The following is a 12,749-nucleotide window of genomic DNA, read 5'->3' as shown; positions in this document are numbered from 1 at the left end:
CATTAGACAGCCAGAAATTTGGTCAGCGTGTCCGTTTAACCTCAGCATGATGGTGACCTATGTCGAGTCGGAGGATCAGGAGACCGAGGATCAGGGACCGATTGTCTTGCGTGACGGGGGAGCATGCGGCAAACAGCGAATTCTAGTTGCCGGTCAGCAGAACGCACGCAATTTAAGCGATTTTCTACCGCCGATTTCAACCATCGCAAGCCACGAGATTCAAAGGGAGGGAAGGACTGTTTACTGGCGAGGTTATCGCAGCGACTGAGCTACGGTGGACGTAAACTCAGTCGCTGCTTCTAACCAAACTAGTTTTTTGCGAAGAATGTGCCGTCCTTGGGGTGGGGGGTTTAGCGGACAGCAGAATTTCATTCTTCGGCAGGACGCTACCCATTTTAGCTGCTATTGGAAAATTGTCTACCGCTTACGCCCGCTTAAGCTGGCCAATTCCCACAGTGCGATCCGCCGGGGGGAATCGGTGACACTTGGTGGGTCCGCCAGGCTTTCGCAGCGAGAATTTCTTGTCCGCGCCAGCCGAGATTGTGGTTCCCACCGTGGCGATTTTTGATTGGTTTGCTAATTTACCGGTTGGGTTTTGACTTTTCCTTTCTTGAATCTCTGCGACAGTGTGGTCCCGCGATGAAATTTTTAATTGTTGGTAACGGCGGACGTGAACATGCGCTCGCTTGGAAGATTGCTCAAAGCCCTCGTGTGGAAACGGTCTACGTGGCTCCCGGCAATGCGGGAACCGCGATCGACGCAATCAATGTTCCGATCGAAGTCACCGAGACCGCAAAGCTGGTCAAGTTTGCCAAAGAAAACGAAATCGACATCACCGTCGTCGGCCCCGAGGTTCCTTTGGTGGCGGGGCTCGTCGATGCGATGCAGGACGAGGGACTCAAAGTATTTGGCCCCTCCAAAGCCGCCGCCGAACTCGAAGGCAGCAAGGTGTTTTGCAAGAATTTGCTGCACATGGCCGATATTCCCACCGCGGGTTACCGAACCTTTCGCGACGCCGAGGATGCGGCTCGCTATATCAAGGATCGCTATTCCGAGCCGAATGATCCGGTGCATGTGGTCGTCAAAGCCGACGGTTTGGCTGCGGGCAAAGGGGTGATCGTTTGTAGCACACGCAGTGAAGCACTCGAAGCGATCGATCGGATTGCCCATCAACGCGAATTTGGCGAAGCTGGCAAAGAGTTGATCATCGAAGAGAAATTGATCGGGCAAGAGGCAAGCGTATTGGCGATCACCGATGGGGAAACGATCATGACGCTGCCCGCCGCCCAGGATCACAAGCCAGCCTACGATGGCGATGCCGGTCCCAACACCGGCGGGATGGGCGCGTATTGTCCGACGCCGATCGTTGACGAAGCGATGATGGAAAAAATCGAAGCCGACGTGCTGGTTCCGATCGTGCATGCAATGAAGCGTGCTCGCCGGCCCTTTAAAGGTGTGCTGTACGCGGGTTTGATGCTGACCTCGGCCGGCCCGAAAGTGCTCGAGTTCAATGTGCGGTTCGGCGACCCCGAGTGCCAACCGCTGTTGATGCGTTTGAAGACCGATTTGGTCGATGTGATCGAAGCGACGATCGACGGACGCCTCGGTGAACTTGAACCACTGCAGTGGGACGAACGCCCCAGCATTTGTGTCGTGATGGCCAGCGAAGGTTACCCTGGCGACTACGAAAAAGGCCGCGTGATCACCGGGTTGGACCGCGCTGCGGAGCTAACCGACGTCAAAGTATTTCATGCCGGTACTGCACTGCAGGATGGGAACGTGGTCAACGCCGGCGGCCGTGTGCTTGGCGTGACCGCGATCGGAAATTCGATCAGCGGTGCGAAACTGCAAGCCTACAAGGCGGTCAAAGAGATTCGCTGGCAAGGTGCCTGGTGTCGCAAAGATATCAGCGACAAGGCGCTCGAACATTCCAAGTAATCGCATCCTCGACCGACGCGAAGTCCGTCTCACACTCACAGGCTGGCGCAGCCTGTGAGTGCGGCTGTCGCTCAGCCCGCCTGATAATCAGCCCGCCTGGTAAAACGTAAAGTCGCGGACATCGACACAGTCCATCGAGGCTCGCGCGGCGGCGTCCAATCCGAGCGGCGAATCTTCGAAAACGAGACAGGTTTCCGGCGCGACCTTCAACAACTCTGCGGCCTTTAGGAACACATCGGGTTCCGGTTTGTGTTTCTTGGTGTCCTCTGCCGTGACGACGGCGGCAAACAACGATTCCATTTGCAAGTGTTTGATTTGGGCCCACACGCCTTCGCGGTCACCACCGCTGGCCACCGCCATCGGCACGACGTTGTGGTAGGCACGTGCAATATCGCAGACGCGTTGCAGTGGCGTTAGCCGCGGGATCCGCTGGCGAAAGGCGAGTTCCTTTTCAGCGCCCGCCACCTCGGGGTCAACGTCGACCGATTGTTCGTCTGCCAAGACGCGAATGATTTTATCAGTGGGCATGCCTGCCATGCTGTAAAACCGCTGTTCGGTAAACTCGATGCCGAAACGGGCCATCGTTTCACGCCATGCTTCGAAGTGCAGCGGCATCGAATCGGTGAGCGTTCCGTCACAGTCAAAGATCAGTCCGCCGTAGCGGCTAAGGTCGTTCACTTGTTGGTCCGTCGTATTCAGGAAGTATCCAATAACGAAAGTGGCCAACCTCTTGCGAGATTGGCCACTGAAAAACGTCACTCTCGTTTCATCCGTTAGACTAGCGGGTCGTGATGGTTTCGAACAGCGAGTAGTATGCGTCTTCAGTTGGACGCGACGCTTGCGCTGGCGAGGGAAGCGAGTACGGCTGGGGGGCTTCCGGAGCCACCTGTTCCGCAGGCATTGGAGCTGGCGGAGCCGGGGCGTGTTCGACCGGAGCGTGTTCGATGGAGTGGTGTCCACCGTGGCTGTGTCCGCTGTGAGTGTCGCAGCAGGTTGCTTTCTTCTCGGCCGACCACGAGTACTCGCACTTCGGGCACTTGTAATCTTTGGTCTTCAGCACGCAGATGCGACGCGTTTTCGCACCGTTGTTGCAGACCGCGTCACAGTTTCCCTTTTGCCAAGGAAACACGACTCGCGGGATGCAGATCACCTTGGATTCGACTTCAAAGCAAGTCTTCGTTTCGTCGACGACATCGACGGAAAAATTGCAGGCGTGGTCACATGCAGGGCATTTGGTGCAGCAGCCGGTTTGGTCGACCAGTTTGTGGCCAAATCCAGCAGCCGCTTCGTTAGCGACAAAGGGGATCGTAGCGATCGAGAGCAAGCCCGCAGCGAGCGTCATTCGGAGTTTTTGGTAGAACATTTTTGGGTCCCTTCCTTGGACAAATGATTGGATCAATTTTACGCGGTGGGTAAGAGGACGATTTTCAAGCGAAGCTTAGAAATCGGCCATGAAGCGAAAGCCAAGTGCGGTGAAGTCGCCATCGACGCCTGCGGCCAACGGCACCGTGGTGCCGCTGGGGCCACTGTTCTCTTGGCCTTGCCCACCGTTGTTGATCGAGCCCCAAATCAAGTTGGTTTGAACTTTCGAGTAGGCGGTCCAGTACCAATTAAGTCCGGCGGTGACCGCGTGGCCATCGCCCCCACGAATGTCTTCGTCGCTAAGATCGAGGTAGTCGTAGCGAAGGGCCACTGCGACTGCACCCAACCCGGAACCCGTGCCTCCGGTGCATCGATCAACCAGGAAGAAGTTTTCAAATGGCTTGACCCGGTCGATGGTTCCCGAAACACGGTCCAGCGGAATGTGTTCGCCGGTGAGGAAGTACGATGCAAAGATGTAACCGCCATGGAAGAACAAGTCTTCACCCGAGAATCCACCGACTGCGTCGCGTCCTACCCAGTTGCCGTAGTATTCGCTGGTGATTTGCAAGGCACCGATATTGAGCATGAATTCGTAGCCGAGTTGTTGGTAGTCCTCGGCACCCAGGATGCGATTGGTGTTCCACCAACGTGAATCGGATCGCGCTAATGGACGCGTGCGGAAACGAGCTTCGTTGCTGTTTTGGTCCGCGTCGGTTTGGCCGTCGGGATCGGTATCGTTTGCGGATCCAGCGATTGCCAGGTGCAAATAGCCGCGGCCGCCACTGATTTCGTCGTACCAGGGGCTCGCCGCCAACCGGCCATACACGCCGGCCTGCATGTCGTCACCGCGGTAACGGCCATCAGTGGCAATGTTTTCTAGCAAGAAAACACCGTATCGCCAGTTGAACATTTCGTCGTCGCTATAGCCGTACATCGCTGCACCAAGACGACGAGCGTCTTCGTTGAACGTTTCAACCGCCAATGGACGTTCGGCGAACACGTTGTGACGGCTACTGTTTAGATGGTCCAAGCCGATCGGACGTTTCTGGTTACCCAGCAACAGTGTGTGATTGCCAGGTAGGTTTTTCCAGCCGATGTAGCCGTCTTTGAGTTCGGGCGCGCTTGGATTGTTAAAATCGACCTGCAACCGGTACAGCATGTTGTTAGGGATGTCGCCGGACAATTCGATCCGCAAACGACGGAAATCCCAGCGGTCCTCGGGATCATCCAGCGGATCGCCGGTTTCCAAGAAATTGGTACCCGCGTCGGACTCGAGGAAGTTCCAGTTGTCCAAGTGCACACGACCACTGATCTTCATGGTCGGCTTCTTTTTCTTCTCCGCCGATTCCTCAGCGAGCTTGTCTTGGTATTTCTCCCAAGACGATTCCATGTCGTCGACGCGTTCAAGCAGCTTTTTGTAGTCCGCTGCCGGTACCGACTCGACGATCGGTTCTTCGACTGGTTCGCTTGATTCTTCTCGGCCAATCTCTCCGTCATCTAACAGACCGAAAGGTTGATTGTAGTTCGTTGCCTGAATTTGACTTCCGCTCATCGTTGGGAACGTGAGGGGGCCGTCGCCGAACACCACTCCGGCACTGTTGGTCACGAAAGCCAAGAAGACTCCCGCGGCTGCAAGCTTGGCTTGCAATTGGTTGGTACGAAACGTGATTCGCATCGCCTTAAACTTCCATGTAATTGTAGTGGCAGTGCTGGCCATTCCGTTGGGGTGGGGACCTTCGGAAAGGGCCAGTCACTTATCTGCCGTTCTGAAAAGCCAACCTCCTGTTGGCACTTGGAAACACCCGTTTCCCCAACCGCGGTGTGGAAAACGCAGTCGCGGTCAATGAGATTCCCGGCACTAGGGTTATCGGACCGGGGCGATTGACTCACCCATTCGAAGTGTGCCAATTCGCATCTGCCGGAAAATTGCAACTTTACGATCGATTCAGTTTTTCTAGTGGGATCAATGCTGTGTATGCTTAGAACCACTACAATCGGCAAGACATTATGAAGTTTAGGTGAAAGCATTGCTTTCACTGTGCTGACGGCTGATCCAATCCGTCTCGTCTTCGGTGTTCTGCCACCGTTTTGTTCTCGTTTTTGCCACAGACCGTCTCGACGAGATCGGCTGTGTGAAAAATAGGTGAAGTCCCTCCCTTATCGGAAAACCGCCCCATGAACCGAGCATTTAATTTGGCGATCCTTCGTTGGGGGGGACTGGCGATGCTGGTCGTGGCTTTACAATCGTTTTCTCCCGCACAATCGTTACCATCACGTGATCAGGTGAAACGGTCGCTATATCAGGCGACACAATTGATGAGGCAGCGGATTGCCGATCATGGAGGCTATGCCTGGGTCTCCAGTGTCGACGGACGTTACAGTCATGGTGAAGGTGTCGCCGGAGCCAATCGCGTTTGGGTTCAGCCGCCAGGAACCCCTGCCGTCGGACTCGCTTTCTTAGCCGCTTATCGTGCGACGGGTGACGCGATTCATTTAGATGCGGCCAAGGCAGTCGGCGATGCATTGATTCAGGGGCAATTGCAAAGTGGCGGTTGGGGATACTCGATCGAATTTGATCCTGCGCTGCGTGCCCGTCTGCCCTACCGTGTGTTGCTGAATCGCTCCGGCGATTCGCTTTCCGGTGCATTCACCACCGCTTCGACGCCTTATCCCGGCGGTTGGGAAGTGTGGAGAAACCGGCAATTCAAAACCAATATGACGCTTATTGATGACGACACCACGCCTTGTGCGATTCGGTTCCTGTGCGATTTAGATCAAACGCTCGGGTTCAAGGACGCGACCGTCCACGAAGCGGCCGAGTATGCGCTGCGGTCGACCAGCATGGCTCAGTATCCCGGTGGCGCATGGGGGCACAACTACGATCGATTTTCAGCCCAGCCGCCTAGCATCGATCACTACCCCGTGCTCGCCGCGAGCTATCCCGAATCGTGGAGCCGGACATGGGCCAAGACGTACGAAGGATGCTACATGCTGAACGACCGCATTACGCAAAATATGGTCGAAACGATGTTGTTTGCCGCGAGTGTTTACGACGACCAGCAGTACCGCAGCAGTGCGATGACGGGAGGCGATTTTTTGTTGCGTGCGCAAATGCCCGAGCCGCAGCCTGCCTGGGCTCAGCAGTACGATCGGCACATGCATCCGGTGTGGGATCGCCAATTTGAGCCGCCTGCGATTTCCGGCCGCGAGTCTCAGGATGCACTGCGAACCTTGTTGGTCTTGTACCGCGAAACCGGTGAGCAGCGTTATCTAAAACCGCTGCCCCGGGCGATCGAATATTTGCGGACTTGTCTGCGCAGCGATGGCAGGCTCGCTCGCTACTACGAACTCAAAACGAATCGTCCGATTTATTTCAGCAAAGATTATCAATTCACCTACGATGACCGCAGCATGCCCGACCATTATGGTTTCGTCGTCGATTCCCATCTCGACGAGATCGAGCGAGACTATCAAGCCCTCGCGTCAGGGAAGCCTTTGGCTGCTCAAAATAAGGTGAGCGGTGAACAGGCGGTTGCCGTGATTCAATCGCAATCAAGCAGCGGCGGTTGGCTCGAGCAGGGCTTTGTACGCGACGAGCAGGGGAAAAAGGTGACGCCGAAGGAAGGCGTCGTCTCCTCGGCAACCATGATTGCGAACATCGAATTGCTCAGCCAGTATCTCGAGCAAAACTGAGCGATGACGCCGCAAATGTAGCGGAACTCGTCAAGAGTTTCGAGGTCTCGGGGGAAACTCGCGGCATTCGCAAAAGACAACGAAAATCACGTGTGGCTTCCGCGACGACCCACCCCAAAATTCATCGGCTGCAGAGCAATCAAGTCGGACAGACGTATTTGACACCGATTTTGAACAAAGATTCAGTATCCCTATTCCGCTACCCCAAGGGTCGGTGACGCGTTACATTAGCCGTATGACTACTACATCAATCAAACTTGCTGTTCATGGTGCCGCGGGACGAATGGGGCGACGCGTCGTTGCCCTGGCTTCGGAAGATACCGAATTCCAAATCGTTGCCGCGATCGATCACGCCGGAAACCCGCTGCTCGGCCAAGATGCCGGAGCAGTCGCGGGGTTCGCTCCGATCGGCGTGTCCCTTGCCTCGGATTGGCCCGAAGAAGTCGACGTGGTGATCGATTTCTCGCTTCCCGAAGCGCTGAATCATTGCATCGAAACGTGTGTCGAAGCCAGCACGCCGCTCGTTGTCGCTACCACCGGGCTGAGCGACGAGCAGAAAACAAAACTGCAAGCTGCGGCAACGCTGATTCCCATTGTTTGGGCTCCCAGCATGTCGTTGGCGGTCAATTTGACGATGAAACTGGCCGAACAGGTGGCCGATACGCTTGGCGATGTCCAGGGCGGCTTGGATGTCGAAATCATCGAGCGTCACCATCGCTTCAAAGCCGACGCCCCCAGCGGCACGGCGCTGAAGTTTGGTGAATTGATTGGCAAAAAACTGAGCGACGAAACGCTTCATGTTCATGGCCGCGAAGGTCACACCGGCGAACGAACCCGGAACGAGATCGGTTACCACGCCGTCCGCGTTGGTGACAATCCTGGCGAGCATACGATCGTGTTCGGAATGCTTGGCGAAAAAATTGAACTGAACGTCGCCGCCAGCAACCGCGATTGTTACGCCGCCGGAGCTCTGGCAGCCGCAAAATGGCTGCAAGGTCGCCCGAAGGGACTCTACAACATGTTCGACGTGCTAGGACTCGAGTCGTAGGTTGTTCGGAAAGGGCTTCTGCCCTCGGTACTGAAAAAAATCGAATGGCAAAGTGTGATCAAGGTTATCTGTGTGAAGTCTGCGGCCAAGACGTGGCTGCGATCGTCGACAGTGATCTGTACCTTCGCTATGTGATCGGTGAACTCGACCCCGAGGTGCTGCACACGACCCCCGAGCGGCACCTTCGTTGTAACCCCGTGCTTGCTCAATTTATCGACCATCCGGACTTTGAACGTGTCGTGGTCCCGGGCGAAATGGGGTTGGCGAATTTAGATCCCGATTTTGCGGCCGAGCGAGTCGCGTTGCTCACGCGCGGCTACGAGCGACTGCGTGAGATTGCCGCCAGCGACGGAGATCGAGACGTTACCGCCTACCCGCTGCCCGAAGTGATCGACCGCTATCGCCACTAAATAGGGTGGCGTTTGTGTGTTTTTGGTGAATCCGCCCATTCAGTGCTCCCCTGCCCTGCCCTCGGTTCTCATCGGCGTCGCGGCGCGAGGGGCGTTTCTGCTAAGATTTCGCGGTCCCCCGAACGTGACCCTTCATCAAGCGAAAAAACGTGCCAAGCCACCTCCTCAGACGCGGTTTTCTCGGACTGCTCGCCGCCCAGTTTTTCGGAGCCATGAACGACAACGTGCTCAAGGGCGTTTTGACGTTCATGGTGATTCAAGGCGGCTTGTGGGCCGGCGATCTCGGCGAAGGGGGCCAAGGGATCGTGGGGATCTGTTTCACGCTGCCCTTTATCTTTCTGTCGGGCTATGCCGGCCAAATCGCCGATCGCTATTCCAAGCGAACCGTGACGATGTGGGTGAAAGTCATCGAGATCCCGATCGTTATCCTCGCCGGAATCGGGTTCATGATGGGCAGTTTGTGGGTCACGCTGCTGGCACTGTTGGCGTTGACCTGTCAAAGCTCGTTCTTTGGGCCGGCAAAGTACGGCATGATTCCCGAGCTGGTCGATGCGTCGGATCTCAGCCGCGCCAACGGCACGATCAATATGATGACCAACGTCGCCGTGATCGTCGGAACGCTGGTCGCCGGCGTGGTCAGTAACGCCTATTTCCGTGAGCAAACGAGTGGGCTGGTTTGGTTGCCGATCGTGGTGTTGGTCTTGATCGCGATCGCGGGACTTGCGTCGGCCTTCTTGCTGACTCCGCTACCCACAGGCGATCGCGATGCAAAATTTGATTTCAATCCGCTCACCACTTACGTCACCACCGTACGCGAGATGTCCAAGACGCGGCTGCTGATGGTGATGATGGCGTGGGGCTATTTTTACCTGCTGGCCGGAATCGCGTTGTTTATCGTTCCCGAATATACCGCGGTTCTCAAAATTTCGAGCACCGAAGCCAGTATGTTGATGGGAGTTCTGGGAGTTTCGATTGGAGTGGGCTGTGCCGTTGCCGGGCTGATTTCCGGGCACCGCATCGAACCAAGATTGATCCCGATCGGAGCCGCCGGTTTGGTGGTCTTCTTTGCGCTGTTGTCATTTGTACCGCCGTCGCTTCCCGATTTGCAGCCGATGCTGCGAGTGGCGCTCAGTAACGTCGGCTTCTTCATCTTCGGAGCGGGCTTTTTTGCCGGATTCTATATCGTTCCGCTACAAGCTCTGCTGCAATACATGTCGCCCGATAGCGAGCGAGGCCGGTTCTTGGGGACTGCGAACGCCGTCTCGTTTGTGTTTTTAACCGTCGCGGCTCTGCTGTACTGGGCGATTCGTCCCGCGTTTGGCGATTCTCCTCAGCACATCTTCATGCTCAGCAGCATCTTGATGGCCGCCGGAGCCGCGTTCTTTCTGTGGCAATTGCGAGGCACCGGCATCTTGATCGGCAGTGGCGCCGATATCGCCGCCAGCGAGTAAACGACATCTTTTATTCACCCTCCCAACGAAGATCGGAGGGTCGAAAACCTGAGCCTCCAGCGAGATTTTCGGCGAAGGGTTGGTGACCCTGAACTTGCACGCTGCCATCTCGGATTCTCCAGGGCCGCTGCCGGTGAACGAGTACCGCCCAGCGTCCACGAAAAAAGCCCAGCGTCCATGAAAAAAGCCCAGAGTGCTGGTCGCAACCCTGGGCTTTATGTCTCTCGAATGCGTTGTCGATGGCAAGTGTGAGGAAGAAGTGCTAACTCGCACGTTTCAGACCGTCGAGCGGCTGTAACGAAAGTCTTGACGACTTCCGCTACGACCACCCCTCTGTTTTGCACCCCGCAAAACTAGTCTTTGATTTCGACGAGCTGCCCTTCATTGGCCATCTTGCGGATGTCTTCGGTGATTTTCATCGAGCAATACTTCGGTCCGCACATGCTGCAGAAGTGGGCGCTCTTGAACGTGTCCTGCGGCAGCGTTTCGTCGTGGTAACGCTGTGCGGTTTCCGGATCCAATGACAATCGGAACTGCTCGTTCCAATCGAACGCGAAACGGGCTCGGCTGAGCGCGTCGTCACGGTCTTGGGCTCCCTTGCGTCCGCGAGCAACGTCGGCTGCATGAGCCGAGATCTTGTAAGCGATCACGCCTTGCTTGACGTCTTCTTCGTTAGGTAGTCCAAGGTGCTCTTTCGGCGTCACGTAGCACAACATCGCAGCTCCGTGCCAACCCGCCATCGCGGCGCCGATGGCGCTGGTGATGTGGTCGTAACCCGGCGCGATATCGGTCACCAATGGGCCAAGCACGTAGAACGGTGCGCCATTGCAAAGCTCGATCTGCTTTTCAATGTTCATTTGGATTTGGTGCATCGGAATGTGTCCCGGTCCCTCGACCATGACTTGCGTTCCGTTGTCTTGACCCCGTTTGGTCAATTCACCGAGTACTTCGAGTTCAGCGAATTGAGCGGCATCCGAAGCATCCGCGATCGAACCCGGTCGAAGTCCATCGCCAAGCGACCAGGTCACGTCGTACTCGCGCATGATGTCGCACAGATCATCAAAGGCGGTGTACAGCGGATTTTGTTTGTTGTGAGCCATCATCCATTTCGAGATCAGCGATCCACCACGGCTGACGATTCCGGTCACGCGGTTGACGCTCAAATGCAGATGCTCGAGTTTGACGCCACAGTGGACGGTCATGTAATCGACGCCCTGTTTGGCTTGGTGCTCGACCATGTCCAAGAAGTGCTGGGCGGTCATGTCTTCGATGTTGCCGCCGAGTTCTTCGAGCATTTGGTAGATCGGTACGGTTCCGATCGGCACGGGGCTCTTTTCGATGATCTGACGGCGAATGTTGTCGATGTCTTTGCCGGTCGACAAATCCATCACGGTATCGGCACCGTGGTGGACCGCGGTGTGCAGTTTTTGCAGCTCTTCGCCGGCGTTACTGGTCACGGCACTGTTGCCGATATTCGCGTTGATCTTGCATTTTGCCGCGATCCCGATGCACATCGGCTCGAGAGCCCCGGCGGCGTGGACCTTGTTTGCAGGGATGACCATTCGTCCAGCCGCGACTTCGTCACGGATCAGTTCGACGGCGAGTTCTTCTCGTTTGGCACAGAACTCCATTTCGGGAGTAATTTCGCCTGCGCGTGCCGCCAAAATTTGTGTTTTGCTCATGTTTTTGCTCCATCGGACGGCCAGCCTCGGATGATTCTTTGCTGTGCCGTCTCAGTAACGTCGAGATCGGAGCCCTGTTTATACGCTGCCAGAGCGAAATCGAGTAGGCGTCCGGGCATGTACCCGGCTCTCGATCCCCCGAGATCTCAATTTCCCACCAAATTAGCCCGATTACCGAGTTCGAAACCTTACTGGAACACCGAAGAGCTAGCAGGAGTGTTGCGAAGTGTCCTTCACGCAAAAACTTCGGCTTACCGCTGCTCCGCAGCGTCAGGTTTACGGTAGAGCGATCCGTCGAGCGGATTAGTCCTTGATCGCATGAGATCTTTGCGTACAATGCTTGCGTGCTGCGTAAGCTTTGCTCACGCAAATGGCGGGTGTGAGTGCGTGCTACAACCTAATCTTATTGAAAGGCTAACGATGCCCTACCTAATGGTAAATCTTGACGACACGAATGATTGCCGCAAAGCAATCAAGCAATTGCGATCGGCGATCAATGCTCCGGATTGTGATCGCGATGCAAATGACAGCGTGGGACGGCGCGGACGCAAGGGCAACCGACTCGCGGCGGACGCCGACAGTCCAAGCAAGCCCCAAGGCGAAGACGTGGCGGCGCTGCCGCTGCCGATGAAGTTGCGGCGAATCAAGCAACGCCATATCTGGAAGCATCTGGTTCGCATTGCCAACGCTGCTGAAGACGCCCAGTCGTTGCCGGAGTTAGACTTGTTGCTGGATCTGCCCAAGAACAAGATGCGGTCACTCAAGGCGATCATGGCGAAGCTTGAGAATCGTTTCGATCTAAAGTTCCTGCGAGTCGTTCCTGATGCAGGAGTCGATGCGTCGGGCAATCCACGCTACGCGATGCTGCCAAATGTCCGCAGGCAGATTCTTAAGATTGAAGCTACCTGAGTCGTTTGCAATGCCATGGGACCGTCCCTTGCGACGTGCGATTTATAGGTTGATGTTATAGCCCAGAGGGCGGCACAATTCCTGCCGTTAACCCCCGGACTGCGTCACCACCCCCTTCTCGCGTCTGCGATTGGCGGCTTCGCCGCCAATCGCAGACGCGAGAACATAGGCTAAAATTCGGCACCGGTGGCTTACGCCGAGCCCTTTCAAGCTAGCATAAACCATATTCGTGCCGCATTCGTAACTGAATGTAAGC

General features: G+C 56.0%; 10 protein-coding genes. 6 read left to right on the top strand and 4 right to left on the bottom strand.

All coding sequences use genetic code 11. From position 1 onward, the window contains the following. The first annotated feature begins 639 nt into the window (after positions 1-639). Complete coding sequence (gene purD / locus ABD971_RS06730; RefSeq protein WP_345320597.1) at positions 640-1,938, top strand: phosphoribosylamine--glycine ligase; 1,299 nt, start codon at positions 640-642, stop codon at positions 1,936-1,938. Between the two features lie 87 nt (positions 1,939-2,025). On the opposite strand, the gene ABD971_RS06725 is transcribed toward purD, so the two are convergent. The 3 genes from ABD971_RS06725 to ABD971_RS06715 all read right to left on the bottom strand — a co-directional run bounded on the left by ABD971_RS06725 (position 2,026) and on the right by ABD971_RS06715 (position 4,975). After that, positions 2,026-2,616, bottom strand: a complete 591-nt coding sequence (locus ABD971_RS06725) for an HAD family hydrolase (protein WP_339936715.1) — start codon at positions 2,614-2,616, stop codon at positions 2,026-2,028. Between the two features lie 100 nt (positions 2,617-2,716). Further along, positions 2,717-3,301, bottom strand: a complete 585-nt coding sequence (locus ABD971_RS06720) for a hypothetical protein (protein ID WP_345320595.1) — start codon at positions 3,299-3,301, stop codon at positions 2,717-2,719. A gap of 75 nt (positions 3,302-3,376) precedes the next feature. After that, entirely contained in the window at positions 3,377-4,975 is a 1,599-nt protein-coding gene (locus ABD971_RS06715; protein ID WP_339936720.1) for an OprO/OprP family phosphate-selective porin, read from the bottom strand. A gap of 500 nt (positions 4,976-5,475) precedes the next feature. Between ABD971_RS06715 and ABD971_RS06710 the strand changes: the two genes are divergently transcribed. From ABD971_RS06710 to ABD971_RS06695, 4 genes are all read left to right on the top strand, one after another. Next, entirely contained in the window at positions 5,476-6,993 is a 1,518-nt protein-coding gene (locus ABD971_RS06710) for a pectate lyase (protein ID WP_345320592.1), read from the top strand. Between the two features lie 235 nt (positions 6,994-7,228). Next, on the top strand, positions 7,229-8,041 hold the full coding sequence (dapB, locus tag ABD971_RS06705) for a 4-hydroxy-tetrahydrodipicolinate reductase (protein WP_339936723.1): 813 nt from the start codon (positions 7,229-7,231) through the stop codon (positions 8,039-8,041). 44 nt (positions 8,042-8,085) lie between these two features. Further along, positions 8,086-8,451, top strand: coding sequence for a hypothetical protein (locus ABD971_RS06700; protein WP_339936725.1), 366 nt, complete (start codon positions 8,086-8,088; stop codon positions 8,449-8,451). A 149-nt stretch (positions 8,452-8,600) separates the two neighbouring features. Further along, positions 8,601-9,902 (top strand): MFS transporter, encoded by a 1,302-nt coding sequence (locus ABD971_RS06695; protein ID WP_345320585.1) that lies wholly within the window; start codon positions 8,601-8,603, stop codon positions 9,900-9,902. Positions 9,903-10,255: 353 nt separating this feature from the next. On the opposite strand, the gene thiC is transcribed toward ABD971_RS06695, so the two are convergent. Next, the gene (gene thiC, locus ABD971_RS06690; RefSeq protein WP_339937178.1) at positions 10,256-11,608 is read right to left on the bottom strand and encodes a phosphomethylpyrimidine synthase ThiC; all 1,353 of its coding nucleotides are present in this window, start codon (positions 11,606-11,608) and stop codon (positions 10,256-10,258) included. 396 nt (positions 11,609-12,004) lie between these two features. Here thiC and ABD971_RS06685 point away from each other — a divergent pair, with 396 nt between their 5' ends. Continuing rightward, positions 12,005-12,493, top strand: coding sequence for a hypothetical protein (locus ABD971_RS06685; protein ID WP_345320583.1), 489 nt, complete (start codon positions 12,005-12,007; stop codon positions 12,491-12,493). Positions 12,494-12,749: the final 256 nt, after the last annotated feature.

It is taken from the genome of Novipirellula rosea (assembly GCF_039541335.1).
Classification (GTDB): Bacteria; Planctomycetota; Planctomycetia; order Pirellulales; family Pirellulaceae; genus Novipirellula; species Novipirellula rosea.
The sequence above is the reverse complement of the archived record's forward strand: the minus strand, read 5'-3'. Positions and strand labels throughout refer to the sequence as shown.